Consider the following 26,727-nt stretch of genomic DNA (forward strand, 5'->3'; position numbering starts at 1 on the left):
ATCATGAATAGCTCCTCGGCCGCTACGCTGAAGCCCTTGGGCGCCCCCTCTTCGCGGCGCTGGCCGCAGCGGCCGACCCTGCAGCTGGAGACCCTGGTGCTGCTGTGTGTCTGTTTTTTCCTGCTGGCCGGCAACGGGCCGTTCTGGCGCGCGGCCATGGTCGGGCGCAGCTGGGAAGATGCTTCCACCTGGGGTTTTGCCGCCGCCATGTTCTGCGCCTTCGCGGCCTTTTATTTCGCTTTTGTCGCGCTGCTGTCTACCCGTCTGACGGTCAAGCCGCTGCTCACCGTGCTGGTCCTGTGCACGGCGTTTGCCTCCTGGTACATGGACCGGTATGCCATCTACATGGACCGGGCCATGTTGCGCAATGTGCTGGCTACCAATGTCCAGGAAGCCAGGGAACTGCTGGTCTGGGGCATGGTGCCGCACGTGCTGCTGCTGGGTGTCCTGCCGGTCGCCTTGTTGTGGTGGCCTCGGTTGAAGCCGCGCAGCCTGCGCCGTGCGTTCGCCTTGCGACTGGCGTGGGTCGCCGCGGCCCTGGTGGTGGGGGTGCTCAGCTTGCTGCTGGTGTTTGCGGATTTTGCGTCGCTGATGCGCAACCACCGCGAAGTGCGCCACCTGCTGACGCCGGGCAATGTGGTGGCCTCCTTGATCGCGAATACCTGGGGCAGCGTCCAGCGCCCCAACCAAGCCAGGCTGCCCGTGGGGGCGGATGCCAAGATGGGCGCGGCCTGGAGCGGCCGCAGCCGGCCGCTGCTGTTTGTGCTGGTGGTGGGGGAGACGGCACGTGCGCAGAATTTTTCGCTCAATGGCTATGCCCGGCCAACCAATCCGCAACTGGCGCAGCGCGACGTGATCAACTATCCGCACGCGACCGCCTGCGGTACCTCGACCGAGGTTTCCTTGCCCTGCATGTTTTCGCCTTTTGGCCGCGCGAACTACGACGAGGACAAAATTCGCTCACACGAATCCTTGCTGCATGTGCTGGCGCGTGCCGGCTTCAAGGTGCTCTGGCGCGACAACCAGTCGGGTTGCAAGGGCGTCTGCGACGGTCTGCCCACCGAACAGATGGACCATGCCAGCGTTCCGGCGTTGTGTGCCGAAGGGCAATGTCTGGACGAGGTGTTGCTGCACGGTATGGAGGGTATCGCGCGGGATGCGGCGAGCAACCTGGTGGTCGTCATGCACCAGCTCGGCAGCCACGGGCCGGCCTATTACAAACGTTATCCGGCGGTGTTCAAGCGGTTTACCCCGGCCTGCGAAAACGAAGATTTGCGCGGTTGCTCGGCCGCTGAAATCGTCAACGCCTACGACAACTCGCTGCTGTACACCGACTTCTTTTTGTCCCGGGTGATCGACTTCCTGGACCGCTCGCAGAAGAACTACGACACCGCCATGCTGTATGTGTCGGACCATGGCGAGTCGCTGGGCGACAACGGGCTGTATCTGCATGGCATGCCTTACCCGATTGCGCCCGATGTGCAAAAACGCGTGCCTCTGGTGATGTGGTTGTCATCCGCTTTTCGCGACAGCTTCAAGGTGAATCAGGACTGCATGCGCTCGCACGCCGGCGCCGAGGTCAGCCATGACAACCTGTTTCATTCGCTGCTGGGGGTGCTCGACGTCGAGACCCAGGCATACAACCCCAAGCTCGATTTGTTTGCACCCTGCCGGCCCGCTCCTGCGCTGGCGCTCAAGGGGCCGGGAAACGCACCGTGACCCGCAGGCCTATGCCGCCAGGCCCGTCTTCCAGCTGGATGGCGGCACCGTGACGCTCGGCGACGGCCTGCACGATGGCCAGGCCCAGCCCGCTGCCGTGTGGGGTGGTGTTGTCGGCCTTGTCGGCGTCCTGGCTGTTCTGGCCTCTGTAGAAGCGATCAAACACCCAGGTCCGCTCTGAAGCCGCGATGCCCGGTCCGGTGTCGGTGACCGACAGGCAGGACAGGCCGTTTTCCAGACTCGCCCCGACGTCAACGCGGCCGCCCACCGGTGTGTGGCGCAAGGCGTTGTCCACCAGGTTGTCCAGCAAAATAGTCAGTTGTTGCACATCGGCGGCGACGGCCGGCATGCCTTCGGCCACGGCGCCCAGATCAATGTTTTTGGCATCGGCGCGGGCGCTGAAACGGCTGACGCTGCTGCGCGCCAGGCCGGCCAGGTCGACCGGTTCGCGGTGCAAGGCCGGCGTTTCGGGTGCCAGCCGCGACAGCTGCAACAATTGCTCGATCAGGTGCTGGGCCCGGTCTATGCCGGCGCGCAAGGCAGCCATGGCGGCTGTGCGCTGGGTTTCATCGTCCGCACGCTCAAGTAACTGCAGTTGCAGTCGCAAAGCGGTGACTGGCGTGCGTAATTCGTGGGCCGCATCGGCAAGAAAATGCCGTTGCAGCGTCAGCGCGGCGCCAAGCCTGGCCATCAAGTCGTTGATCGACCCTATCAGCAGGTGTAATTCCGGCGGATGGGCGGTGAGCGCGATCGGGTGCAGGGCCCGGGCGCTGCGGCCCGTGATCTCGCCGGCCGCCAGCGCCAGCGGCGCCAGCCCTCGCCGCAGGGCCAGCGTCAGCAGGGCCGCCAGCACCATCAGCATCAACACTGCCGGCAGGATCAGCTTGGAACTGGTTGCGCGCGCCAGCGCCTGGCGCTCGCTGTCGCGTTGCGCCGCCTGGACAATACCGTCCTCCAGCACGATGGTGTACAGATGCCATTGTTCGGTACCAATCTTGACCAGGCTCAACCCGCTGCGTGAGCGAAAGGGCAGGGGGATCACGGGGGCGGAGCTGTGCAGCAAGGTGCCGTTGCGCGTCCAGGCCGCGGTGACAAACTCAAACCTGCCGTATTCCTCGTAAACCTTGGGCAACTGGTCGGCGATGCGCGGGACACGCGTCATGCCATAGGTGCCGTGGTGATTGGCCACGGCCAGCGCCACCTGCTTGAGGTTGTCTTCGAAGACCTCGTCCATCTCACGAATCAAAGTCAGGTAGGAGCTGGCGATCAGCAGGCTGGCGCCCAGGGCCAGCGCGCCCATGGCCCAGACCAGCACGCGGCGCTGAATGGATTGAACCGGGCGTGTGTTCACGGCGCCACCACCTTGTAACCCACGCCGCGCACATTGCGTATGGTGTCGGCGCCCAGCTTGCGACGCAGCTTGCTGCAGATGCACTTCGACCGCGTTGCTACCGATCTCTTCGGTCCAGCCGTAAATCGAGTCTTCCAACTGCTCGCGCGAAAGCACGGCGCCAGGGCGTTGCATCAGGGTTTCCAGCAGCGCGAACTCGCGGGCCGACAGTTCCACGGTCTCGCCTTTGAGGCTGACTTGTTTGTGTATTGGGTCGAGAATCAGATCACCGCATTGCAGCAGGGGTGAGCCGCCGCCGGCATGGCGGCGCAGCAAGGAACGCACACGGGCGACGAGTTCGTCCAGGTCGAACGGTTTGAGCACGTAGTCGTCGGCGCCGGCGTTGAGCCCGGCGATGCGGTCGGCGACCGCGTCCCGGGCCGTGATAATCAGCACCGGAATGGCATTGCCGCGTGTGCGCAAACCCCGGAGCACGGCCATGCCATCCTGGCCCGGCAGACCCAGGTCTAGCAAGGCCAGGTCGTAGACGTCGTTGGCCAGCGCCCGTTCGGCGGCCAGGCCGTCCATGACCCAGTCCACGGTGAAGCCGGCGTCGCCCAGGCCCTGGCGGACCGCGCGGCCAATCATGGTGTCGTCTTCGATCAGCAATAACCTCATGGCGTGGGCTGGCGATGGTGCGCGACAAAATGGATCAGCTGTGTGCACAAGTCGTCCTGGCTCAGCAGGCGCTGCCTGGCCGTGGCTGTCCAGGCTGACCAGGCGCCAGGGTCCAGCGCCGGCACCTGGTCCTCCAGGTTATTCCAGGCCGCATGAAAATGCCGCAGCGAGGCCGGCGCGTCCAGCTCGTCCAGAAAGGCCTGCAGCTTGACCTGGTGGGCCTGGTCGGCTTGCGGGTAAATCTGCCAGACCAGGGCCTGGCCAGACCAGAGGGCGCGCACCACCGAATCTTCACCGCGCACGAAGTTGAGCTCGCAAGCCCAGAGCAGGTGGTCAAAGTCGATTTGGCTGAGCAGCGGCAGGTATGAAATTGATAGCTTCTCACGCCCGTCCTGCCTGGGCTGGAGCCACTTTTCATCATTAAGAACGGCTTTGACGGCGTGGCTGGCGCGCCCGTCCGCCACCAGCAGCCGCACCGGCTGGCCGTCCAGGCCGTGTTGCGACAACTGGGTCAGCAGGCCGGCGAGCGCGGGTGGTTCGTAGCAAAACAGCGAGACCAGCTTTTCACCTTGCCAGGCGATGCCGCGCGCCGCCAGCCAGGCCGCACGGTCAAAACCGGCCTGGCGGTCCAGCAGTGTGGGTTCGCGCAGCAGGCCGCCGGTGGCGGGGGTGAAACCAGGGTAAAAAAACCATTTGTTCCAGCCCGCCGCCGGGCCGCGCTGCACCGGCGAGGGCAGGGCGTGGTTGCGCTCCACATAGGGCTCGGCGGACAGATATTCGAGGTTGAGCCATACAGGTTTTTGGTCTGTATCGCTTATCTGGTCTGCGCAGGTAGCTATGAATTCAGGAGCGACCTCGCAACCGAAGGCCTCCACCAGCACGTCGCAGGGCGCCGCATGGAGGCGCAGCATGTTCATGCCCAGCGGTTCCAGCCAGGGCAAGACCGTGACACCCTCGCAGCCCTCGGGTGCCATCCAGCGCAAAGCCGAAGCGTCATCCACCCACAGCCGCACGCGATGGCCGCGTGTCGCCAGTTCGGCGCTCAGGCGCCAGCAGACGCCGATGTCGCCATGGTTATCGATGACTTTGCAAAAAATGTCCCACTGCAGGCTGCGATTCATTCCCGGATTGTCCACAATATGGCATGGACCGTTCCAAGCGGTCTCTGCACAACCATGACCCAAACTCACGAATTTGATCCCCAACTGCTCAGCGAGGTCGCCGCGTTGCCGGCCATGCCGGGCGTCTACCGCTACTTTGACGCGGACGGCACGGTGTTGTACGTCGGCAAGGCGCGCGACCTGAAAAAACGCGTGTCTACCTATTTCCAGAAGAACCACGGCGGCACACGCATAGGCCACATGGTGACCAAGATCGCCAGGATGGAAACCACGGTGGTGCGCTCCGAGGCCGAGGCCTTGCTGCTGGAAAACAACCTGATCAAGACGCTGCACCCGAAGTACAACATCCTGTTCCGGGACGATAAAAGTTATCCCTATCTCAAGCTGGCGTCCCACGATTTTCCGCGGGTGGCTTATTACCGCGGCGCGGTCGAGAAAAAACACCGCTACTTCGGGCCTTATCCCAGCGCCTGGGCGGTGAAAGAAACCATTTTGCTGCTGCAGAAAGTGTTCAAGCTGCGCACCTGCGAAGACACGGTGTTCAACAACCGCACGCGGCCTTGTTTGCTGTATCAGATCAAACGCTGCTCGGCGCCCTGTGTGGGCCATGTGTCGCCCGAGCAATACGCGCTGGATGTCGCCAACGCCGAGCGTTTTTTGCAGGGGCAGGCGCAGGAGATTCTGAGCGAGCTGGAAAAACAGATGCAGGGCCATGCCGAGAAGCTGGAGTTCGAGCAGGCGGCCGAGTTTCGGAATCAGATCGCGGCCCTGTCCAAGGTCTTGCACCAGCAGTCCATGGAAACCGGTGGCGACAAGGATGTGGACATCCTGGCGGTCAAACTACAAGGCGGCAAGGCCTGCGTGAACCTGGCCATGGTGCGCGGCGGCCGGCATCTGGGCGACCGGCCTTATTTTCCGACCCATGTTGAACACGCGGCCGATCTCGCCGGTCTGGATGAAGCCGGCGCCGGGGAGGGCGGCGAGGTTCCCGTCAGCGGTCAGGCCAAGCGCCTGGAAGCGCTGGTGCTCGAAGCCTTTATTGCCCAGCACTACATTGATGTGCCGGTGCCGCCGGTGCTGGTCTGCAGCGAGCCGGTGGACAAGGAGCTGATCAGCGCGCTCACGCTGCAGTCCGGCAGCAAGGTCAATGCGATTTTCCAGCCGCGTGAGCAGCGGCGCATCTGGCTGGAGATGGCGCAGAAAAATGCCGACCTGCAATTGGCCCGCTTGTTGGCCGAGCAGGGCTCGCAGCAGGCCCGCACGCGGGCACTGGCCGAAGCGATGGAGTTGCCGCTGGACAACCTGGAGGCGCTGCGTATCGAATGTTTTGACATCTCGCACACGGCCGGCGAGGCGACCCAGGCCTCGTGTGTGGTGTTCCATGGCCACAAGATGCAAAGCGCCGAATACCGTCGCTACAACATAGAAGGCATCACGCCGGGCGATGATTACGCGGCGATGCGTCAGGTCTTGATGCGTCGTTACAGCAAGCTGGCGGAAGCGGCGCGCAACAACACGGCCAGGCTGCCCGACCTGGTGCTGATCGACGGCGGCAAGGGCCAGGTGTCCATGGCGCGTGAGGTGTTTGAAGAGCTGGGCCTGGACCTGGGCCTGATCGCTGGTGTGGAAAAAGGTGAAGGTCGCAAGGTCGGACTCGAAGAGCTGGTGTTTGCCGATGGCCGCGACAAAGTTTATCTGGGCCGCGACTCGGCCGCCTTGATGCTGATTGCGCAGATCCGCGATGAAGCCCATCGTTTTGCCATCACCGGCATGCGTGCCAAACGCGCCAAGGTGCGGGTCGGTGCGAGTCGGCTGGAAGACATTGCCGGCATTGGCCCGAAACGACGCGCCAGCTTGCTGCAGCGTTTTGGCGGCATACGCGGTGTGAGTTCGGCCAGCGCCGAAGACATCGCCACGGTGGAAGGCATTTCACGGGACCTGGCGGAAGAAATCTACCGCGCCTTGCACTGAAGCTGTCAGCGCATCGCGCAGGAAACAGCAGACGTTTTTGCGCAACGCACGCGGGCAAAGTCGGGCTATTTCGGGGCTGCTTTGGGGCGTGTCAACCTGTGCCGACTGGCTCATGCCAAAATCAGCGCATGTTTCTGACCATACCCACCTTGATGACCTGGACCCGCATTGTTGCGATTCCCTTGATTGTGGGCATCTTCTACCTCGACATTTCTCCGGCCAGTCGCAACCTGATCGCCACCGTGATGTTTGTGGTTTTTGCTGCCACCGACTGGCTGGATGGTTTTCTGGCGCGCAAGCTGAACCAGACCTCATCCTTCGGCGCCTTTCTGGATCCGGTGGCCGACAAGTTCCTGGTCTGCGCTTCTTTGCTGGTGCTGGTGCATCTGCAGCGTGCCGATGTGTTTGTGGCACTCATCATCATCGGGCGCGAGATTGCGATCTCGGCCTTGCGCGAATGGATGGCGATGATAGGCGCGACAAAAAGTGTGGCGGTGCACATGCTGGGCAAGGTCAAGACCACGGTGCAGATGGTGGCCATTCCTTTCCTGCTGTTTGACGGCATTCTGTTCGGCGTCATCAACACCCATCTGTGGGGCACCTGGCTGATCTGGCTGTCTGCCGTCCTGACGGTCTGGTCCATGATTTATTACCTGAAAAAAGCCATTCCAGAAATTCGCGCCCGCACCAAATGAGCACGTCTGGGTCCAACGCGGCCTTGATCAAGGCGATGCCCGCCGTGTTTGTGCTGATCTGGAGCACGGGTTTTATCGTCGCCAAATACGGCCTGCCTTACGCGCCGCCGCTGAGTTTTCTGGCGATTCGTTATGCCTTGTCGCTGCTTTGTTTTCTGGTCTGGATCGCCGTCGCGCGTGTCGCCTGGCCCAGCAGTCGGGCCCAGTGGCTGCACCTGGCTGTCACCGGCATTCTGATTCACGCGGGTTATCTGAGCGGGGTCTGGTCGGCCATCAAGGGTGGCATGGGTTCCGGTTTGTCGGCGCTGATTGTGGGTTTGCAGCCGGTGCTGACCGCCGTCTGGGTTTCCCGGATGGGGGAGTCCGGCCAGGGCGAAAGCCGCGTCAGCGCAAGGCAGTGGCTGGGCCTGGTGCTGGGTCTGGGGGGCTTGCTGTTGGTGGTGTCGCGCAAATTCGGCACGGGCAACGAAGTCACCTTGTACACCCTGGGTTTTGCGGTGTTTGCGCTGTTCAGCATCACCATCGGCACCTTGTACCAGAAGCGTTTTGTCCAGGCGGCCGATGTTCGTAGCGCCAATGCCATCCAGCTCGGCGCAGCTTTGTTGGTGACCCTGCCCTTTGCCTTGCTGGAGACCGAGCCCGTGCAGTGGACCGCCGGCTTCATGGGCGCACTGGCCTGGTCGGTGCTGGGGCTGACGCTGGGCGGCAGCTCCTTGCTGTACATGTTGATCCAGCGCGGCGCCGCCACCGCCGTGACCAGTCTCTTGTACCTGGTGCCGCCCACCACGGCCTTGATGGCCTGGCTGCTGTTTGGCGAGTCCATCACCGCGGCCACGGTGGTGGGCACGGCACTCACGGCGCTGGGCGTTAGCCTCGTGGTGCGGCCCGCGAAGCCGGTGGCCTAGCGCAGTATTGCACGCCATCAGGCACATAAAACCGCGTCTTTTCGCTCATGGCGGCGTTGCAAATCCTCGCCATAGTTGGGCTATGGCTGCGGGTTGCGCCTTGCCCTGAACAAAAATCCAACGGTTTTATTTGTGCCTGCCAGCGCGCAACACTGCACTGGTCTTCCACGGCGCGCCCTGAAACTGCGTCAGCAAAAAATCAATCAACAGGCGGATACGCCGCGGTGAATCCGCGCGGTAGGGCGCCAGCCAGTGGATGTCGGCGTCGGGCATGGCGTAGCTTGGCAACACACGTACCAGCTCGCCCGAGGCCAGTTGCGGGGCGATATCCCAGAGGCTGCGCAGCATGATGCCGCGGCCCGCCAGGCACCAGTCGCGGACCAGCTCGCCGGAGTTGCTCGACAGCGGGCCCTGCACACGTACCCGCGCCGGTGTTTTGTCCCGGTCTTTGTAGAGCGGCCAGATATCAAAATGTTGTCCCGTGGCATTGCCGTTTTCGCGCGCAATCAGGCAGGCGTGGTTTTGCAAGTCGTCCAGGCTGATGGGTACGCCATGCTGCCGGATGTAGCGGGGCGCGGCCACCAGCACGCGCTGGTTGCGCGCCAGCCGGCGTGACACCCATTGCGCGGCCTGCCGGCCCTCGACCTGCCAGAGCCAGATGGCACCGTCAAACCCGTCGGCGGCCAGGTCCGGCAACTGCTCGGTCAGTTGCAGCTGGATATTGATGCGCGGATAACGCTCCTGGAAGCTGGCGAGCGCCGGTCCCAGCCAGAGCCGCCCAAAACCAAAGGTCGCGGCCAGCCGGATGAGGCCCGTGGGTTCGGCCTTGCGCTCCTGAAGTTCCGCTTCCAGCTCGCTAAAACCGCGCAGCAGGACTTGCGCACGTTCGCAGACGGTTTCGCCCTCGGCGGTCGGGCTCACGCGCCGGGTGGTGCGCTGGAACAGGCGCTGGCCCAGCCGCGCTTCCAGCGCGGCGAGCCGTTTGGTCACCACCGGGGGCGCCACATCCAGGCTGAGTGCGGCGGCACTCAGGCTGCCGTGGTTGCGTACGGCCAGTACAAGTTCCAGATCGCTGCGGTCCATTCGTTCCTGAAAGGAAATAATTGATTGCCTGATTATTGCTTGAATCGGGTGGCCGTCTTCTGCAAAATCGACCCAACACAGAAAATCACAGGAGACAGGCATGAACCACGCACAGGTTGCTTCCATCACCAAGGGCAACAAGGCCGCTTGATGTTTGAAGGTTTTGTTGCCTCCGACATCGATGGCCCCGCAGGGCGCCTGCGCACCTTGCGTGCTGGGCACGGCGCGCCGCTTTTGCTGATCCACGGCCATCCGCAAACCCATGTCATGTGGCACAGGGTGGCCAATGACCTGGCCAGTCACTTCACCGTGGTGTTGATGGACTTGCGTGGTTATGGCGATTCAGCCCGGCCTGTCAGTGACGCGGAGCACAGCCCTTATTCAAAACGCGCCATGGCACTGGATGCTCTGGCCGTGATGCGGCATCACGGCTTTGAACAATTCCAGGTGCTGGCGCATGACCGTGGCGCACGTGTGGCGCATCGCCTGGCGCAAGACCATCCGGCCAGGGTCCAGCGGGTGATGCTGCTGGATATCGCCCCCCACGCTGGCCATGTACGACAACACCTCCCAGGCTTTTGCGCGTGCGTATTGGCATTGGTTTTTTCTGATCCAGCCGCCGCCCTTGCCGGAAGCCCTGATCGAGTCCGACCCTGTGCGTTATTTGCGCAGCGTGATGGGCAAGCGCCACGCCGGACTGGCCGCCTTTGCGCCGCAAGCATGGGCTGAATACGAACGTTGCGCGCAGATTCCAGGTACAGCCATGAGCATCTGCGAGGACTACCGGGCCTCCGCCAGCATAGACCTGGACCACGACCGTGCCGATGTGGCCGCGGGACGCCAACTGACGCCGCCGCTGCATGTGTTGTGGGGCGAACATGGCGCGGTGGGTCAGTGTTTCGATGTGCTTGCGCTCTGGCGCGAGCGCGCCGTCGACGTGTCGGGGCACAGCCTGCCTTGCGGGCACTACATTGCCGAAGAGGCGCCGGCGCTGCTGTTGGCCCAAGCCCTGAATTTTTTCATCCCCTAAATCAAAGGATCACCCATGAGCAAACCCATGACCCCCAATACCGGCAAAAAGAGAATTGCCGTGATCGCCGGCGACGGCATTGGCAAGGAAACCATGCCCGAAGGCATCCGGGTGATGGAGGCCGCGGCTTCCAAGTTCGGGATAGACCTGCAGTTCGATCATTTCGATTTTTCCAGCTGGGACTATTTTGAAAAACACGGCAAGATGATGCCGGACAACTGGAAAGACCAGATCGGCGGCCACGATGCGATTTATTTTGGCGCCGTGGGTTGGCCCGAAAAAATCGCCGACCATGTGTCGCTGTGGGGTTCGCTGCTGCTGTTCCGCCGCGAGTTCGACCAATACATCAACCTGCGTCCCGCGCGCCTGATGCCCGGCATCATTGCCCCGGTGGTGCGGCGTGACGGCAGCCCGCGCCTGCCTGGCGAGATCGACATGTACATCGTGCGTGAAAACACCGAAGGCGAATACTCCAGCATAGGCGGCCGCATGTATGCCGGCACCGAGCGCGAGATCGTGATGCAGGAGAGTGTGTTTTCCCGCGTCGGTGTGGACCGCGTGCTGAAGTTTGCTTTCGAATTGGCACAGTCGCGCCCCAAGAAACACCTGACCAGCGCAACCAAGTCCAACGGGATTGCGATCACCATGCCTTATTGGGATGAGCGGGTGGTCGAGATGGCCAAGGGTTATCCCGACCTGAAACTCGACAAATTTCACATCGATATCCTGACCGCGCATTTTGTCCAGCGCCCGGACTTTTTTGATGTGGTGGTGGCCAGCAATTTGTTCGGCGACATTCTGAGCGACCTGGGCCCGGCCTGTACCGGCACGATTGGCATTGCCCCCAGTGCCAACCTCAACCCGGAGCGCAATTTCCCCTCGCTGTTTGAGCCGGTGCATGGCTCGGCGCCGGATATCGCCGGCCGCAACATCGCCAATCCGATCGGGCAAATCTGGTGCGGCGCCATGATGCTGGAGTTTTTGGGGCACAAGGATGCGCATGATGCGGTTCTCGCTGCCATTGAGAAAGTGCTCAGTCCCGGCAGCGGTGCACCCCGCACGCCTGACCTGGGCGGCACCGCCACCGGCACCGATGTGGGCAAGGCCATCGCGATGGCGCTGGGCTGAAACGACAGGTCTGCGAACCTCTTGGCGGCCCCTGAAATACAGGGCATGCATACGATGGGGCGGAGAAAGCTTGAAAAAAAAGACTAGAATCCGCCACCGCACGTTGTAAAAATCTGATGTTGTATTGACACGATAGGAGTCCATGGCTCTAATTGGAATCAGCAGAAGATCTGCACATGCCGCTCCGCTGCCATCTTTTCACAGGTGTCCAGGGAGATTCAAGAGACAACCAGATTAACTTTTTTTATCAACGAGGGGCTCCTTGTGAACAAGACTGAACTGATCGAGCACATTGCCAAACATGCTGACATCTCCAAAGCTGCCGCGACGCGTGCACTGGAGGCCACCATTGGTGCTGTCAAAACAACACTGAAAAAAGGAGGCGCTGTGTCTCTGGTGGGTTTTGGCACTTTTGCAGTGGGTAAACGTGCTGCCCGTACCGGCCGCAACCCACGCACCGGCGATGCGATTAAAATCAAGGCAGCCAAAGTGCCAAAGTTCCGTCCAGGCAAAGCGCTCAAGGACGCACTGAACTGATGCACATGAAGTAAAAGTTGAGGTGGGGTGCTTAGCTCAGTTGGTAGAGCAGCGCCCTTACACGGCGTAGGTCGGCGGTTCGAGCCCGTCAGCACCCACCACCAAAGACTAGACAAAGGCGAACAAATGGTTCGCCTTTTTCATTGATGGCTTAACCCCAATGGCCGATTGACAGCCGCAAGGAAATTCGAGATGTTTGATTTCATTCGCAAGCACACCAAGATCACCATGGGCTTGCTGTTTTTGCTGATTGTCCCGTCCTTTGTGTTGTTCGGCCTGGACGGCTACAACCGTTCGCAGCAAAACACCGTCGTGGTTGCCAAGGTCAATGGCCAGGACATCCAGCAGCATGAGTGGGATGTCGCGCATCAAAACGAGGTGACCCGGCTCAGGGCATCGATGCCGACGCTGGATGCCAAACTGCTCGATACCCCTGAAGCCCGTTATGGCACGCTGGAGCGCCTGGTGCGCGAACGGGTGCTGGCGGCCGCGGCTGCCAAAAGCAATCTGGTGGTCCCGGATCAAAAGTTGCACAGGCTGTACGCCGAAGATCCGGCGATTGCCGCCTTCAGGCTGGCTGACGGAAAATTCGACCGTGCGGGCTTCCTGTCGCAAACCGGCATGACTCCCGAGGCTTACGAAGCCGGCCTGCGCGCGGATTTGTCGGCGCGGCAAGTCCTGCAGTCCGTGGCCGGCAGCGGGTTTGCTACCAAAGCGGTGGCAGATATTTCGCTCAATGCCTTTTTTCAAAAGCGCGAGGTGCAGATCGCCCGCTTCAACACGGCTGACTACGCGGCCAAGGTCAACCCGAGCGAAGCCGAGCTGGAGCAGTTCTACAAGGACAACCAGGCTTTGTTCCAGGCGCCTGAACAGGCCGACATTGAATATGTCCTGCTTGATATGGAGGCCGTGAAAAAAGGCGTCACCGTCAACGAGCAAGATCTGAAAACCTATTACGAGCAGAACGCGGCGCAACTGGCAGGTACTGAAGAACGTCGTGCCAGCCATATCCTGATCGCTGCGCCCGCCAGTGCCCCGGCTGCGGAGCGTCAGAAGGCCAAGGAAAAAGCCGAGCAGTTGCTGGCCGCCGTTAAAAAGGCGCCCGACTCGTTTGCCGAGCTGGCTCGTAAAAACTCAAGCGACACCGGCTCCGCCGCCGCCGGCGGTGACCTCGACTTCTTCTCGCGCAAGGCCATGGTCAAGCCTTTTGCCGATGCGGCTTTTGCCATGAAAAAGGGCGATATCAGCGACGTGGTGGAAACCGAGTTTGGCTACCACATCATCAAGCTGACGGACATCAAGACGCCCAAGCAGAAAAGTTACGAAGAGTTGAAGCCCACGCTGGAAGCCGAGGTGAAGCAACAACTCGCACAGAAGAAATTTGCGGAGACCGCCGAGTCCTTCAGCAATTCGGTGTACGAGCAGTCCGACAGCTTGCGGCCGATTGCCGAACGTCTGAAACTGGACGTCAAAACGGCCAGCAAGCTGACCCGTAGTCCGGTTCAGGGTAGCACCGGTGTGTTGGCCAACCCGAAATTCCGGGAAGCCTTGTTCTCGCCTGACTCGGTGGAGAAAAAACGCAACACCGAAGCGCTGGAAATCGGCCCCAGCCAGCTGGTCTCTGGCCGCATCACGCAATACACACCGGCCAGAACTTTGCCTTTCTCAGAGGTCAAGGCCATCGTGCGTGAGCGTCTGCAGCAGCAGCGCGGCGCCGAACTGGCGCGCAAGGACGGCGCTGAAAAACTCGCAGCCTGGAAGGCCAATCCGGCGTCAGCGACTTTGCCCGCGGCTGTGCTTGTGTCGCGTGAGCAGGCGCAACAACTCCCGATAGCAGCGCTCAAGGCCGCGATGAGTGCCGATACCGCGGCCTTGCCAGCGTGGGTGGGCGTGGATCTGGGTGCTCAAGGTTACGCCGTGCTCAAGGTGCTCAAGGTGTTGCCGCGCGACACGCCCACAGCCGCCATCGCCCAGCAAGAGCAGTCGCAGTACAGCCAGTGGTGGACCTCGGCTGAAGGCCTGGCTTACTACAACATTCTGAAAGAACGTTTCAAGGCCGACATCAAGGTTGCCAAGCCTGCCGAGCAGAAAATCGGCACATAAAAGGCCTTCAGGCAAATAAGGCGCCAAGTTCTCGTTATAATTTGAGGTTCCGGTGGCTGTAGCTCAGTTGGTAGAGTCCAGGATTGTGATTCCTGTTGTCGTGGGTTCGAGCCCCATCAGCCACCCCAGATAAAGAAAAGCCCGCTATCCATTCGATAGTGGGCTTTTTTCATTGCGGCCGGTTGTTGCTCATCTGTCGCAATTCAACCTGCTAAGTCCCCTCCAGGCCGAGCAAGCCCGCAGGCGACGGGGTTCACTTGGGGGCGCTCAGCTTGGCCGCGCCGCGGTTGATAAGATGGTTCTCGGGGAGGCGCTGCATCCCGTACAGCTCGCGCAGGGCGAGCATCGACTTTCCGTGTATCGAAAAAAGCGCAGAAAATGACGCTTTAGAAAAAGAGGTGCCTGTGAATCAATCCGCTACGCATGCTGAACTCATGGCTACTTTCAAGAGGGCGGAGGCAGAGGCTGCTCACAAGTTCGGATTGATCAAGGCGGTTGCAAGCAAGGGCCCCAAGGCGATTCAGGCGGCCGTCGACACCGCCGCAAAGGCCGCCAAACGCAGAGATTCGTATGCGAAAAAGCTTGCTGGGCTAGGGGTGGCTCTCAAGGATTGAGCAGTGCTCAGTCTCCCCACGGCAGGCCAGGCAGCATGACGGCGCCGGTGCTGAAGCCGCCAGCGCTTGCGAAAAGATCCATTGCGTTCACGATGCCCTCAGAAACAGGAACTCCGCCAGAAGGCTGGGATGGGTTGCGGATAATCGGGATTTGGAAAGAAACCCTATGGACATCGAAGAACCCGAGCCGATAGAAGAATACGTCCCTGGCGTTGCAAGCGGCCGGCACTACATGGCCAAGTTGTGCCACCTCCCTGACGGGCCTTGGTATATAGCGGTCATTCACGTCGAATCTCTGGCGCCCTTGCAGGGCAGCGACAAGACTTGGCCCACTCGCGACGAGGCCGTTCAGGCGGCAGATGTATTGGTTGCCAACCTGGGTCACTGATCTGCGCTCAGCAGATCGTCGCTCAGCGTTTCCAGCAAATCAGGAATCAGGCGGGCCAGCTCGCCGGTCTCGATGGCATGGGTTGCCTGATGTGGGATCAAGGACTGATGCCTCAAGATGTGAGTCTTGAGGCTTTTCTTTTGGCCAACCATGTGCCATCGTCGGCTTGCGTGGTTTCCAGGACCAGATGTGATTCCTCAGCACGGGGTTCAAAAACTAATCCGCAGAAGTGGCACGCGCCAGTCTGATCAATCAAGGCACGCGTTGCGACGGCTGCTTAACCGCCGCCAATTCCGCGTCTGGCCTTTGCCTTTTTCAGGCGCTTGATGGCCAGCGTGCTGATCTAAGCGTATGTCCTGATGCGGGCGCGCGCAGATTTGCAAAACATCTGACGGTTTTTTCAGCCTCAGTCCAAATACGCCTGTCTGGCATCGTATAATTCAATCTTGAAAATGCGGGAGTAGCTCAGTTGGTAGAGCGCAACCTTGCCAAGGTTGAGGTCGAGAGTTCGAGACTCTTCTCCCGCTCCAAATTTCTCTCTTACAGACTACTAGTTTGCAAGGATTCAGCAGAAAATTTGGACTTCATTTGAATATCAAGCCACCCTTTGCGGTGGCTTTTTCTTTTGGTGCGCCTTGCCTTGTCACCGCAAGCGCATCAGCCCCCATTTGCATCATGAGCCGTGGCACCGAGAGGCCTTGTGGCCCGTTGTTGCCGATCAGGTGTGCTGGATGGCGCTGAACGGGGCCAGTCTGGTGGAGCGTGCGTATTCCCTGACCTGCCTGAGTTTGTCTTTGAACTCGCGGTAGTCCAGCGGCTTGCAGGCAAAGCTGTTGAGGCCACCCTGGAGTGCCTGAACCGCATCCGACTGTTCATTGCCTGAGGTCAGCATGACGACGGGCACAGAAAAAGTCCGGGGGTCTTCGCGCATGCGTTGCATGAGTTCCAGGCCATTGATCTTGGGCAGCCCGAGGTCGAGCAGCACCAGTTCAGGCTGGTGCGCGGGGTTGCGGTCGCGGTACGGGCCCTGGCAGAACAGATAGTTCAAGGCTTCCAGGCCATCGCGGGCGACCACGATGTCGTGGTTGGAGCCGTTTTCCTGCACGGCGGTCAAAGTCAATTCGAGATGGTCGGGGTTGTCTTCCACCACCAGCATGGTGGGCACGCTGGTGGCTGGCCTCGCGGGATTGAGCATTAAATCTACCTTCTGAATCATTCCATGTGACTATATGAGTCAGGCACGGGGTCTTGATCCGGCGATAAACACCCAAATTGCTGCTCAGTTCACCATTACCAGTTTGCCCTTGACGCCGCGCGAGCCCATGTGGGCATACGCGGCCTTGAGGTCGGCCATGGGCATGGTGCGGTCTATCACCGGTTTGATCTTGCCCTGGGCATACCACTGGGCCAGTTCGGCCATGGCGGCGGCGCTGGCCTTGGGCTCGTTTTTGGCAAAGCCGCCCCAGAACACACCGACGATGGACGCGCCCTTGAGCAGGGTCAGGTTCAGTGGCAGCGAAGGAATCGGTCCGGACGCAAAACCCACCACCAGGTAACGCCCGCGCCAGGCGATGGAGCGGAAGGCCGGCTCGGCAAACTCGCCGCCCACCGGGTCGTAAATCACGTCCGGGCCTTTGCCGTCGGTGAGCGCCTTGATGGCTTCGCGCAGGTTTTCGGTGCTGTAGTTGATGGTGGCATCTGCGCCTATTGATTTGCAGAGCGCACATTTTTCATCGGTGGAGGCGGCGGCAATCACGCGTGCGCCCATGGCCTTGGCAATCTGGATGGCCGAGGTGCCGACACCGCCGGCCGCGCCCAGCACCAGCACGGTTTCGCCGGCCTTGAGCTGAGCCCCGGTCCACCAGCGCGTGGTGGGAGGTTGCATAAATCATGATGAAAGCGGCGGCGTCCACATACGGAAAACCCGCCGGCAACGGCATACACAAGGCGGCCGGCGCGATGGTGTGGGTGGCAAATCCGCCTGTGCCCGAGAGGCAGGCCACGTCCTGGCCGACTTTGAGGTGTTTCACGCCTTCACCCACGGCCTGCACCACGCCGGCGTATTCGGAGCCGGGCACAAAGGGCAGGGGCGGCTTGATCTGGTATTTGTTCTGGACAATCAGCAGGTCCGGAAAATTCAGGCTGGCGGCCTTGATTTCAATCAGCACTTCGCCGGCCTTGGGCGCCGGGGTGGGCAGCTCTTTCCAGTTCAGGGCGTCAACGCCGGTGGGGTCTTCACAAAGCCAGGCATGCATGGGTTTCTCCGTTGTGGTTCAGGGTTGAATCCGCATCATAGGCAGGTTAGGCCGGCAAATAGAAGGGGGCCAGGCCGCCGTTTGTCACCCGTGAGACCTGAGGGCCTGTCTATGCTCGCCATGGGGTCGCGTTGGGACGCAATCGGGATGAGTTGCTCGCCAAGATCACGCAGCATGGGCTGATGCCCATGCAAGGGATTTGGTGGGCAAATCGCCCGATTTCGCCCCAACCCGAAGGGCAGGTGTCTTTTCGGGCGCTCTGCGGCGTTGCGGCGCTTGCCAATAGAGCAAGCTATTGGCGGCGCACCGCGCCTTGCAGCCCATCCTGAAAAGACGCCTGCGCGACCCCATGGCGAGCGTAGACAGGCCCTAAAATGAATTCATGAAAATCCTGATCTGCAACGATGACGGTTACCAGGCTTCCGGCATCATCGCCCTTTACGAAGCGCTGAAAGACATTGCCGACGTCGAGGTGGTGGCTCCCGAGCAGAACAACAGCGCCAAATCGAACGCGCTGACCCTGCATTCGCCCATGTATGTGCAGACGGCGGCCAACGGTTTTCGTTATATCAATGGCACACCGGCCGACTGCGTGCATATTGCGCTGACCGGCCTCCTGGGTTACCGGCCCGACCTGGTGGTTTCCGGCATCAACAACGGCGCCAACATGGGCGACGACACGATTTATTCCGGCACCGTGGGCGCGGCCATGGAGGGTTATCTGTTTGGCATCCCCTCGATCGCGTTTTCGCAAACCCAAAAAGGTTGGGGCCACATCGATGTGGCGGGCCGGCGGGCGCGCGACCTGGTGCTGCAACTGATGCCTTCGCTGGAAGCCATCGCCCCCCGGCGCGTCGCCGACGCAGGCGCCCTGGCTGCTGAATGTGAACATCCCCAACCTGCCCGACGACCAGATCCAGGGTTTCAAGGTTTCGCGCCTGGGGCGGCGCCATGCGGCCGAACGTGTGATCACGCAGACCAGCCCGCGCGGGGACACCATGTACTGGATAGGCGGTGCCGGACCGGCCAAGGAAGAGGGCGAGGGCACCGACTTTCACGCGACCCAGCAGCGGTTTATCTCGATCACGCCGCTGCAGGTGGACCTGACCGACCATGAACGCCTGCCTTACTGGGCACAAACCGCGGCCAAACTGACGCACGGCACCACCGTGCCGCCCACCGCCGCATGAAACCCACGCTGAAGCCGCCGTTCAATCCGTCCGCCAAGCCTGAGGCTGCCGCTGCCAAGCGACCGGGTTTCCCGGTGCGCCTGGCGCCCGATGCGGGCACGCCATCCGCTACCAAAAATATAGCTGGTCGCGCTCATCCAGAGCGGGCTACAGGCATTTTTGACTTGAAGAAACCAGCGCCAGCCATGTTGCCCAGCGGCGTCGGGCTGGATTCCCGGGCGGTGCGCGCACGCATGGTGCAGAAGCTGGCCGCGCAAGGTGTCACCGACGCCCAGGTGCTGGCCGCCATGGGCCAGGTCGAGCGTCACCGTTTTGTCGATACGGCGCTGGCGAACCAGGCCTATGAAGACACCAGCTTGCCGATTGGCCTGGGCCAGACTATTTCCAAACCCAATGTGGTGGCGCGCATGCTCGAATTGCTGCGGCAAAGCCTGGGCGCGAGTGATGGCAAGCTGGGCCGGGTGCTGGAAATCGGCACCGGCTGCGGCTACCAGGCCGCGGTGCTGGGCCAGCTGGCGACCGAGGTTTACAGCATAGAGCGCTTGCGTGGCCTGCACGACAAGGCACGCGAGAACCTGCGCGCTTTCCGTCTGGCCAATGTGCATTTGTTGTTTGGCGACGGCATGGCCGGTTATGCCAAGGGCGCGCCTTATGCGGCCATCATTGCGGCGGCCGGTGGCGAGGCGATTCCGCCAGCCTGGGTTGAACAACTGGCCGTGGGCGGGCGCCTGGTGGCACCCATGCACATGGCCGGCGGCGCGCAGGCGCTGGTGGTGCTGGACAAAACCGCGCAAGGCATCACACAAACGGTTCTGGAGGCCGTGCACTTTGTGCCTTTAAAATCAGGAACAAGCTAGTGCGCAGGGTTGGACAGGTCGCGATGCAAATTGCCATGAACCTCAGTCTGCGCACAGCGTCTTACGGCGTGACAACACGCCGCAGTTGCAAAAGGTAAATCAAGCCATGAATCAAACAACAGGGTCAGCCATGGCAGTGTCTTTCCACACGGCGGCCGAAGGCCAGCGTCCCCAGAAGCCGGCCAGTCGCCTGCTTTTGACCTGCTTGCTGGCCGCCACGGTGGTGCTGGTGTCGGCTTGCGGCCCCCGCAGCCTGACACGCGCCCCGGTCGAAGACCGCGGCACCGGCATGACGCGCCCCATGCAGGGCGCCGAGGACAACGGCAGCGCCAAGTTGCTGCCCGGTGCTGAAAACGCCGGCAAGCCCGGTTATTACACCGTCAAACCCGGTGACACGCTGATCCGTATCGGCCTGGACACCGGCCAGAACTGGCGCGACATCGGGCGCTGGAGCAATCTGGAGAACCCCAACCTGATCGAGGTCGGCCAAGTGCTGCGTGTGGTGCCGCCGGTGGACAACAGCCAGGCAGTGGCACGGCCCATCAGCTCCGGCACGGTGACCGCCAGTCCGGTGCCCAGTGGCTCAGCGGCCCCGGCACCCGCGTCCGCCGCCAGTGCCGCGGCTGCGGCCAAGCCCGCCACACCGGCAGCAAACCCGGCAGCCACGCCTGCCGCCAGCGCGGGTGAAGACGACGTCGCCTGGATCTGGCCGGTGCATGGCGCGGGCACGGTGCTGGCCAATTTTGACGATGCCAAAAACAAGGGCATGGACATCGCCGGCAAGGCCGGTGACCCCGTCATCGCCTCGGCCGACGGCCGCGTGGTGTATGCCGGCGCCGGCTTGCGCGGTTACGGCAACCTGATCATCCTCAAGCACAACAACACCTTTCTGACTGCCTACGCACACAATCAGACGCTGCTGGTCAAGGAAGACCAGTCGGTGCGCAAGGGTCAGAAAATCGCGGAAATGGGCAGCACCGACGCCGACCGCGTGAAGCTGCACTTTGAAATTCGCCGCCAGGGCAAACCGGTGGACCCGGCCAAATACCTGCCAGCCAAATAAAGACCCCGCGTCTCACGCCCAAGGGAGTTCTGCACTGCAGGGCTCCCTTTTTTTATGGATTTTTAGGTCAAAAAGGCCTGTGGCTCTTATGGAGTGGTCGAAAGGAGCTATTTATTTCATAGCATCTGCTGCGGCGGCGCGGCCTGAGACAATAAGGCATGTCCAGAAGAAAACACAACCCGCCACAACACAAACCGGCGCCTGTCTTGGCCGAGTACCCGCCGGATCTGCTCACCATTGAGTCGCTTGATATTGAAGCCCAGGGCATTGCGCACCGGGACGATGGCAAGGTCGTTTTTATTGAAGGCGCCTTGCCTTTCGAGCTGGTCAGCGCCAGCGTTTACCGCAAAAAGCCCAGTTTTGAAAAAGCCACGTTGATGGCTGTGTTGCGCGAGTCCTCGCAGCGGGTGCGTCCGCAATGCCCGCATTTCGGCCAGCACACCGGTGCCTGCGGCGGCTGCAAGATGCAGCATTTACACGTGGGTGCGCAGGTGGCCGTCAAGCAGCGCGTGCTGGAGGACAACCTCTGGCACCTGGGCAAACTCAAGGCCGACACCGTGCTCAGGCCCATCGAAGGCCCGGCCTGGAACTACCGTTACCGCGGCCGCCTGTCGGTGCGTTTTGTGCGTAAAAAGGGCGAGGTGCTGGTCGGTTTTCATGAGCGCAAAAGTGGTTACGTCGCCGACATCCGCGAATGCCATGTGTTGCCCAAACATGTGAGTGATTTGCTGCTGCCATTGCGTGCGCTGATTGCCGGCATGGACGCGAAAGAAACCCTGCCGCAGATCGAGCTGGCCTGCGGCGATGACATCACGGCCATGGTGTTGCGCCACATGGAGCCCTTGTCCGACGCCGACCTGGCCCGGCTGCGGGCGTTTGCCCAGGCCCATCCCGGCCTGCAGTGGTGGTTGCAGCCCGGCGGGCTGGAGACGGTCCAGTTGCTTGATGAGGTGAGCGATCCGGCGCAGCAACTGGCTTACGCGCTGCCGGCCTACGGCATCACCATGCCGTTTCGGCCGACGGACTTCACGCAGGTCAACCCGCACATCAACCAGGTGTTAGTCTCGCGCGCATTGCGCCTGCTGGACGTCCAGCCGCAGGAGCGGGTGATCGACTGGTTTTGTGGCCTGGGCAACTTCACCTTGCCGCTGGCGACGCAGGCGCGCGAGGTGCTGGGTATTGAAGGCAGCGAGGCGCTGGTCGCCCGCTCGCGCGAAAACTATGCCTCCAACAATGCCCCAGGCCAGAGGGCACGTTCGTTGGCAGCTACAAAATTTGTAGCGCGCAACCTGTTCGAGATGACGCCGGGCATGTTGGTGAAAGACGGCGCCGCCGACAAATGGCTGGTCGATCCGCCGCGTGAAGGCGCGTTCGAGTTGTTCAAATCCCTGGCTGCCTTGCACCAGCAAATCGTGACCGGTGTGCCTTGCGACGACGCAGGCCAGCAGCAAAACCTGGTGCTGGGCGACTGGACCTTGCCCAAGCGCATTGTCTACGTGAGCTGCAACCCGGCGACCCTGGCGCGTGACGCGGGTGTGCTGGTGGACAGCGGCGCCTATCGTTGCACGGCGGCTGGCGTGGTCAACATGTTTCCGCATACCGCGCATGTGGAGTCGATTGCGGTGTTTGAGCGGGTGTCAGTGACTATGGCGAAGGCCTGAATCAGGCCTCTCGTGGATCACAGAGGCCCCACCAGCTGGGGCGTTTGGAAACATGTGAGTGCGCCAAGGGCGCCAGCTCCTTGCGATTGGGCGAATCAAAGGTACCCACGGCAATCGCCAGTGTGGGCTTGTCGTCAAGGGCGCCCAGGGTGCTCCCGCAGACGGGGCAGAAAGCACGGCTGGACCCTTGGGATGAGCGCCAGCGGGAGGGCGCGCCACCCGGGCCCGTCCATTGCAGCTGATCGCGCGCAAACTCGACCCAGGTTTGTGTGAGCGCGCCCGAATGCCGCTGGCATTGCCGGCACGAACAGGTGTGGGGCTGAAGCACTGGGCTCGTTGCTGAAAAGCGGATATGGCCGCACAGGCAACCACCTTCGTAGATTTTTGCTTTTGTCATGTTAAACACGTCACGATATCGACTCAAAGAAGGCTCACTTAGGGCGGGTCAGGCCAAAAGCCCGCATACGGCGCACTTGGAGTCCATCGCGGTATTTGAGAGATATGAAGGGGCAAAGAGCCTCGCTTGACCGCAATGTCAGGCAACACCTTATTCGTCTTCTTGCTGCTCTTTGGGTGTGAGTAGGAATTTAGAAATGGCGTGAGCTTTGAATACAAGAAGCATCGCCACGGCAAGCTGAATAACAATAGGCGCCACCCGCATGAAGTGGAACTGCTCAGCATTTTCGATGGATTGTTTGTCGCGAACAATGACGACGAAAAGCGGGATATAGAACGCAAGAGCTGGCAGTACCTTGGCCAAGAAAAGTCCAAGTCCAAAAACTATGCAGGCCACCACCACAGCCTCGTGAGCGGGTACACGAAGAACGTTATCGAATTTTGTTTTTGGCACGAGTTTGTGCGCAACAAGCATGGGGCAGAACCACAAAAAGATGGCAAGAAGAATAACCACGCCACTTACGAGGTAGTGAGCATTCGTCGATCCAAGACCTGGCTGACTATTTACCTCGCTGCCGTAACCAATAACTTGCAGGGCCAAGAAGACAAGCCATATCGAGAAAAGTCGTACAGCCAAACCGACGATTTGTTGTGGAGTCATGCTGCTCTCAAATTCAATGCATACCGCAGGCATTGCGGCATCACGTGGTTGATGGAAAATCGCTAACTAAGTGTTGATCCGTATTTTTCTCTTGTCGGGGGCGTAAGCCGACGGTCAAACGTGAAAAAACTCCAAAATTCAGTCAAAAAAAAGGGTCCGCATGGACCCTTTTCATCGAAACAATAGGCGCAGCCCGCCCGGTGCTTAATCGCGCTCGCCGCCCATGATGCCCAGCAAGGCCAACAGGGCCTGGAACACATTGAACAGGTCCAGGTACAAGGCCAGCGTGGCGCTGATGTAGTTGGTTTCGCCGCCGTCCAGGATTTGTTTCAGGTCGTACAACATGTAGGCGCTGAAGATGCCGATGACGGCAACCGAGATCGCCATCATGCCGGCGGTGGAGCCGACAAACACGTTGATGATGCCGCCCACCATGACCACCATGGCGCCGACAAACAGCCATTTGCCCATGCCGGAGATGTCGCGCTTGATGACGCTGGCCAGGCTGGCCATGACAAAAAACACGCCGGCGGTGCCGCCCATGGCGGTCATGATCAATTCGGCGCCGTTCTTGAAGCCCAGGATCATGCCAATCATGCGCGAGAGCATCAGGCCCATGAAGAAGGTGAAGCCCAGCAACACCGGCACGCCAGCGGCCGAGTTTTTGGTTTTTTCGATGGCGTACATGAAGCCAAAGGCGCCGGCCAGGAACACGACCATGCCCAAGCCACCGGACAGTGAACGGGTGATGCCCGTGGCCACGCCAACCCAGGCGCCCAGCACCGTGGGCAGCAGGCTCAGCGCCAGCAGCCAGTAGGTGTTGCGCAATACCTTGTTGCGCTGCTCGAGGGAAGCAACTTGGCCGTAGTCGAGTGTTTGAACATTCTCATTCATGAGGGTCTTCTCCATAGAAGCCTGCATATGCAGGTGCTTACATTTTAGGGGTGATGCCTGGATTTTCAAGCAATGCCCTTGCGGACTGCCTCCTTTTTGTCAGGGCTGTTGATGCCCGCAGGCAGGCAATGCGGCGCGGGAAGGGCAAAAAATTTGCGTATGCTTGGCCCTTTGCTCAACAACTCTGGAAAGAAACATGAAATCAAAATCAGTGCTGGACTTTGCCGATGTGCAGGCCATTGCCGCCGCTGCCGCTGCAGAAGCTGTCACCAACAAGTGGGCGGTGACGATTGCCATCGTGGACGACGGCGGCCATTTGTTGCATCTGCAGCGCCTGGATGGCGCGGCGCCGATTTCGGCCCACATCGCACCGGCCAAGGCCAATACGGCCGCGCTGGGCCGGCGTGAAAGCAAGATTTACGAAGACATGGTCAACGGCGGCCGCGTCTCTTTCCTGAGCGCGCCCGACCTCAAGGGCCTGCTCGAAGGCGGTGTGCCCATCATGAAAGACGGCCAGTGCCTGGGCGCGGTCGGTGTCAGCGGTGTGAAGTCCAGCGAAGATGCACAGATCGCACGTGCCGGCATGGCTGCGATCGGTCTATAAGCCTCTGAGCACAAGCTTCAGATGCTACTGAATTGATAGCTATCTACGCCCGATCATCAAGGGCTGGAGCCTGATTCAGGCACAAAAAAGCCGACTTTCGAGTCGGCTTTTTGCATCTGGCAGTGGAGAAAAAAAGCCTGGCTACAACACGCGCCCGAAAGCGGATGGCTGGCTGGCAAAAAACGATCTTTGAGGTTATTCAAACCTCGGATCGCCCCACGATGAAACTGGGAGGAGGGGGTGTACCTCGGGTCTATTTGGTCAGGATCAGCTTGCCCAGCCGGGTGGCCTGCAGGCGGTAGGTCAGGCCGTTGTGTTTGATCTCCACGGCCTTCTGGCCGCGCAGGATCTCGGTGCTGTCCAGTGCGATGCTCGACTCGTTGCGACCCGTCGCGGCAGAAGTCGCCACATCCGGCTGGCGGTGTGCGCGAGATGGCAGGCTCAGGGTGGTGGCGTCAAGGGCGAGGGACATGGTGTTTACCTGTTGGGCTGTCGTTTCCGTAATGATAATGATTCGCAATTAAAAGTCAATAAAAAAGCCGGATATTTTTTCGGAGATGGCTTGTTTTTCCGGTCTTCGGTGAGCTGGATAGCGCTGAACCCAGCCTGCAGACGGCAGGCGCGGGGGATGCCCCAATAAAAAACGCCTGGCCTCCTTGCGGAGCCAGGCGTTCACGCCAGCCGATGGGCCGGAAGGGCTCAGGGCAGGTCGGGTTCGGTGATGAAGCCGATCTTGTGCAGGCCGGCATGTTGGGCGGCGGCCATGGCCTGGGCCACTTTTTCGTAACGCACCGCCTTGTCGCCGCGGATATGCAGCTCGGGCTGCGGGTTTTGCGCGGCGGCGGCCTGCAGGCGCGGCGCCAGGTCGGCGTCTTCGATTCTCGCCTCGTTGAAGTAATACGCGCCTTGCGCATCCACCGTCAGCCGAATCGTTTCGGGCTTGATGACTTGCGCCTCGTTGGTGGCGCGCGGCAAGTCGATGTTGACCGCGTGTTTCATCACCGGCACGGTGATGATGAAGATGATCAGCAGCACCAACATCACGTCCACCAGGGGCGTCATGTTGATCTCGTTCATCACCTCGTCGGTGTCGTCCTGGGTTCCAAAAGCCATGCTGTGCCTCGCTTAGGCTTTTTTCATCGGCACAACATTGGCCGGGCCGCTGCTGTTGACGCGGGCGCCGGTGACAAAGTAGGCATGCAGGTCATGCGCAAAGCGGTTGAGCTTTTGGAGCACACCTTTGTTGCCGCGCACCAGCGCGTTGTAGCCCAGCACCGCCGGAATCGCCACGGCCAGGCCCAACGCCGTCATGATCAGCGACTCGCCGATGGGGCCGGCGACCTTGTCGATGGTCGCCTGGCCGGCCGTGCCAATGCTCAGCAACGCGTGGTAAATACCCCAGACCGTGCCAAACAGGCCGACGAAGGGCGCGGTGGAACCGACTGAGGCCAGGATGGCCAGGCCGGACTGCAGGCGCGAGGTGAACTCGTCCATGGTGTTGCGCAGGCTGCGTGTGACCCAGTCGCTCACATCCAGCGAATCATGCAAGTGCACCTTGGTGTTGCGGTGGTGGGCCGTGGCTTCGCGGCCTTCGATGGCCAACAGGCGGAAGGGGTTGGCCGGGTCGTTATCCAGCTTGGCCAGGCCGGCGGCAAAGTCTTCGCTGTGCCAGAAGTCTTCGGCGACGCGCGAGATTTTTTTGTACTTGATCAGGTCCAGGGTCTTGATCAGGATCACGATCCAGGAGGCTAGCGACATACCCAGCAGCAGGAGGGCTACGCTCTTGGTGACAAAGTCGCCCTGCGTCCAGACGCTCATCAAACCAAATTGTGAATTCATAACTT

The 26,727-nt window shown here is 60.9% G+C and carries 24 protein-coding genes, 3 tRNA genes and 4 pseudogenes; 19 read left to right on the top strand and 12 right to left on the bottom strand.

Features of this window, described 5'->3' with window-relative positions:
- Positions 1–3: 3 nt before the first annotated feature.
- Positions 4–1,719: a phosphoethanolamine transferase gene (locus ACHMXK_RS09225; protein WP_397439658.1), complete on the top strand. Its 1,716-nt coding sequence runs from the start codon at positions 4–6 to the stop codon at positions 1,717–1,719.
- Here ACHMXK_RS09225 and ACHMXK_RS09230 read toward each other — a convergent pair.
- From ACHMXK_RS09230 to earP, 3 genes and pseudogenes are all read right to left on the bottom strand, one after another.
- Positions 1,694–3,019 (bottom strand): sensor histidine kinase, encoded by a 1,326-nt coding sequence (locus tag ACHMXK_RS09230; RefSeq protein WP_397442486.1) that lies wholly within the window; start codon positions 3,017–3,019, stop codon positions 1,694–1,696. The two genes, ACHMXK_RS09225 and ACHMXK_RS09230, sit on opposite strands and share 26 nt — an antisense overlap.
- Before the next feature lie 47 nt (positions 3,020–3,066).
- Positions 3,067–3,727: pseudogene (locus tag ACHMXK_RS09235) on the bottom strand (response regulator).
- A complete protein-coding gene (gene earP, locus ACHMXK_RS09240) occupies positions 3,724–4,848 on the bottom strand; it encodes an elongation factor P maturation arginine rhamnosyltransferase EarP (protein ID WP_397439660.1) in 1,125 nt (374 codons plus the stop codon). The pseudogene ACHMXK_RS09235 and the gene earP overlap by 4 nt, the downstream one beginning before the upstream one ends.
- A gap of 54 nt (positions 4,849–4,902) precedes the next feature.
- Between earP and uvrC the strand changes: the two genes are divergently transcribed.
- From uvrC to ACHMXK_RS09255, 3 genes are all read left to right on the top strand, one after another.
- Positions 4,903–6,819 carry an excinuclease ABC subunit UvrC gene (gene uvrC, locus ACHMXK_RS09245; protein ID WP_397439662.1) on the top strand — a complete coding sequence of 639 codons (1,917 nt, stop codon included), beginning with the start codon at positions 4,903–4,905 and terminating at the stop codon, positions 6,817–6,819.
- A 128-nt stretch (positions 6,820–6,947) separates the two neighbouring features.
- A complete protein-coding gene (gene pgsA / locus ACHMXK_RS09250; RefSeq protein ID WP_397439664.1) occupies positions 6,948–7,514 on the top strand; it encodes a CDP-diacylglycerol--glycerol-3-phosphate 3-phosphatidyltransferase in 567 nt (188 codons plus the stop codon).
- Positions 7,511–8,419 (top strand): DMT family transporter, encoded by a 909-nt coding sequence (locus ACHMXK_RS09255; protein WP_397439666.1) that lies wholly within the window; start codon positions 7,511–7,513, stop codon positions 8,417–8,419. The genes pgsA and ACHMXK_RS09255 overlap by 4 nt, the downstream gene beginning before the upstream one ends.
- Before the next feature lie 126 nt (positions 8,420–8,545).
- Here the strand turns inward: ACHMXK_RS09255 and ACHMXK_RS09260 are convergent, their stop codons facing one another.
- Positions 8,546–9,502, bottom strand: a complete 957-nt coding sequence (locus ACHMXK_RS09260) for a LysR family transcriptional regulator (protein WP_397439668.1) — start codon at positions 9,500–9,502, stop codon at positions 8,546–8,548.
- Between the two features lie 267 nt (positions 9,503–9,769).
- Between ACHMXK_RS09260 and ACHMXK_RS09265 the strand changes: the two are divergent.
- The 10 genes and pseudogenes from ACHMXK_RS09265 to ACHMXK_RS09310 form a co-directional block, all read left to right on the top strand.
- A pseudogene (locus ACHMXK_RS09265) lies at positions 9,770–10,048 on the top strand (alpha/beta fold hydrolase); the annotation flags it as partial.
- 7 nt (positions 10,049–10,055) lie between these two features.
- Positions 10,056–10,532 carry a hypothetical protein gene (locus ACHMXK_RS09270; RefSeq protein WP_397442580.1) on the top strand — a complete coding sequence of 159 codons (477 nt, stop codon included), beginning with the start codon at positions 10,056–10,058 and terminating at the stop codon, positions 10,530–10,532.
- Between the two features lie 27 nt (positions 10,533–10,559).
- Positions 10,560–11,660 carry a tartrate dehydrogenase gene (locus ACHMXK_RS09275; RefSeq protein WP_397442487.1) on the top strand — a complete coding sequence of 367 codons (1,101 nt, stop codon included), beginning with the start codon at positions 10,560–10,562 and terminating at the stop codon, positions 11,658–11,660.
- A 264-nt stretch (positions 11,661–11,924) separates the two neighbouring features.
- The gene (locus ACHMXK_RS09280; protein ID WP_318405219.1) at positions 11,925–12,197 is read left to right on the top strand and encodes an HU family DNA-binding protein; all 273 of its coding nucleotides are present in this window, start codon (positions 11,925–11,927) and stop codon (positions 12,195–12,197) included.
- Between the two features lie 25 nt (positions 12,198–12,222).
- Positions 12,223–12,298: transfer RNA gene (locus tag ACHMXK_RS09285), tRNA-Val, on the top strand.
- 91 nt (positions 12,299–12,389) lie between these two features.
- Positions 12,390–14,300 carry a SurA N-terminal domain-containing protein gene (locus ACHMXK_RS09290; protein WP_397439670.1) on the top strand — a complete coding sequence of 637 codons (1,911 nt, stop codon included), beginning with the start codon at positions 12,390–12,392 and terminating at the stop codon, positions 14,298–14,300.
- Between the two features lie 52 nt (positions 14,301–14,352).
- A tRNA-His gene (locus ACHMXK_RS09295) sits at positions 14,353–14,428 on the top strand.
- A 276-nt stretch (positions 14,429–14,704) separates the two neighbouring features.
- Positions 14,705–14,914 (top strand): hypothetical protein, encoded by a 210-nt coding sequence (locus ACHMXK_RS09300; RefSeq protein WP_397439672.1) that lies wholly within the window; start codon positions 14,705–14,707, stop codon positions 14,912–14,914.
- A gap of 166 nt (positions 14,915–15,080) precedes the next feature.
- Complete coding sequence (locus tag ACHMXK_RS09305; RefSeq protein ID WP_397439674.1) at positions 15,081–15,302, top strand: hypothetical protein; 222 nt, start codon at positions 15,081–15,083, stop codon at positions 15,300–15,302.
- Positions 15,303–15,756: 454 nt separating this feature from the next.
- Positions 15,757–15,832, top strand: a tRNA-Gly gene (locus ACHMXK_RS09310).
- Between the two features lie 188 nt (positions 15,833–16,020).
- Here the strand turns inward: ACHMXK_RS09310 and ACHMXK_RS09315 are convergent.
- Together ACHMXK_RS09315 and ACHMXK_RS09320 are read right to left on the bottom strand one after the other, a co-directional pair.
- Entirely contained in the window at positions 16,021–16,497 is a 477-nt protein-coding gene (locus ACHMXK_RS09315) for a response regulator (protein WP_397439676.1), read from the bottom strand.
- Between the two features lie 84 nt (positions 16,498–16,581).
- A pseudogene (locus tag ACHMXK_RS09320) lies at positions 16,582–17,557 on the bottom strand (NADPH:quinone oxidoreductase family protein).
- A 382-nt stretch (positions 17,558–17,939) separates the two neighbouring features.
- Here ACHMXK_RS09320 and surE point away from each other — a divergent pair.
- From surE to rlmD, 4 genes and pseudogenes are all read left to right on the top strand, one after another.
- Positions 17,940–18,747: pseudogene (gene surE, locus ACHMXK_RS09325) on the top strand (5'/3'-nucleotidase SurE).
- Positions 18,744–19,604, top strand: a complete 861-nt coding sequence (locus ACHMXK_RS09330) for a protein-L-isoaspartate(D-aspartate) O-methyltransferase (RefSeq protein WP_397439678.1) — start codon at positions 18,744–18,746, stop codon at positions 19,602–19,604. The pseudogene surE and the gene ACHMXK_RS09330 overlap by 4 nt, the downstream one beginning before the upstream one ends.
- Positions 19,605–19,734: 130 nt before the next feature.
- On the top strand, positions 19,735–20,667 hold the full coding sequence (locus tag ACHMXK_RS09335) for a peptidoglycan DD-metalloendopeptidase family protein (RefSeq protein ID WP_397439680.1): 933 nt from the start codon (positions 19,735–19,737) through the stop codon (positions 20,665–20,667).
- 158 nt (positions 20,668–20,825) lie between these two features.
- On the top strand, positions 20,826–22,328 hold the full coding sequence (rlmD, locus tag ACHMXK_RS09340) for a 23S rRNA (uracil(1939)-C(5))-methyltransferase RlmD (protein ID WP_397439682.1): 1,503 nt from the start codon (positions 20,826–20,828) through the stop codon (positions 22,326–22,328).
- A 1-nt stretch (position 22,329) separates the two neighbouring features.
- Here rlmD and ACHMXK_RS09345 read toward each other — a convergent pair whose 3' ends face one another.
- The 3 genes from ACHMXK_RS09345 to ACHMXK_RS09355 all read right to left on the bottom strand — a co-directional run bounded on the left by ACHMXK_RS09345 (position 22,330) and on the right by ACHMXK_RS09355 (position 24,279).
- On the bottom strand, positions 22,330–22,725 hold the full coding sequence (locus ACHMXK_RS09345) for a GFA family protein (protein WP_397439684.1): 396 nt from the start codon (positions 22,723–22,725) through the stop codon (positions 22,330–22,332).
- A gap of 150 nt (positions 22,726–22,875) precedes the next feature.
- Positions 22,876–23,385, bottom strand: coding sequence for a hypothetical protein (locus ACHMXK_RS09350; RefSeq protein WP_397439686.1), 510 nt, complete (start codon positions 23,383–23,385; stop codon positions 22,876–22,878).
- A 204-nt stretch (positions 23,386–23,589) separates the two neighbouring features.
- Positions 23,590–24,279 (bottom strand): Bax inhibitor-1/YccA family protein, encoded by a 690-nt coding sequence (locus tag ACHMXK_RS09355; protein ID WP_397439688.1) that lies wholly within the window; start codon positions 24,277–24,279, stop codon positions 23,590–23,592.
- 196 nt (positions 24,280–24,475) lie between these two features.
- On the opposite strand from ACHMXK_RS09355, the gene ACHMXK_RS09360 reads away from it, so the two are divergent.
- Positions 24,476–24,883 (top strand): heme-binding protein, encoded by a 408-nt coding sequence (locus tag ACHMXK_RS09360; protein ID WP_397439690.1) that lies wholly within the window; start codon positions 24,476–24,478, stop codon positions 24,881–24,883.
- Between the two features lie 253 nt (positions 24,884–25,136).
- Here ACHMXK_RS09360 and hemP read toward each other — a convergent pair whose 3' ends face one another.
- The 3 genes from hemP to ACHMXK_RS09375 all read right to left on the bottom strand — a co-directional run bounded on the left by hemP (position 25,137) and on the right by ACHMXK_RS09375 (position 26,722).
- Positions 25,137–25,355 carry a hemin uptake protein HemP gene (gene hemP / locus ACHMXK_RS09365; RefSeq protein ID WP_397439692.1) on the bottom strand — a complete coding sequence of 73 codons (219 nt, stop codon included), beginning with the start codon at positions 25,353–25,355 and terminating at the stop codon, positions 25,137–25,139.
- Between the two features lie 227 nt (positions 25,356–25,582).
- Positions 25,583–25,996, bottom strand: a complete 414-nt coding sequence (locus ACHMXK_RS09370) for an ExbD/TolR family protein (RefSeq protein WP_397439694.1) — start codon at positions 25,994–25,996, stop codon at positions 25,583–25,585.
- Positions 25,997–26,008: 12 nt separating this feature from the next.
- Entirely contained in the window at positions 26,009–26,722 is a 714-nt protein-coding gene (locus ACHMXK_RS09375) for a MotA/TolQ/ExbB proton channel family protein (RefSeq protein WP_397439696.1), read from the bottom strand.
- Between the last annotated feature and the right edge of the window lie 5 nt (positions 26,723–26,727).

Source organism: Polaromonas sp. UC242_47, assembly GCF_044452385.1.
Classification (GTDB): Bacteria; Pseudomonadota; Gammaproteobacteria; order Burkholderiales; family Burkholderiaceae_C; genus Polaromonas.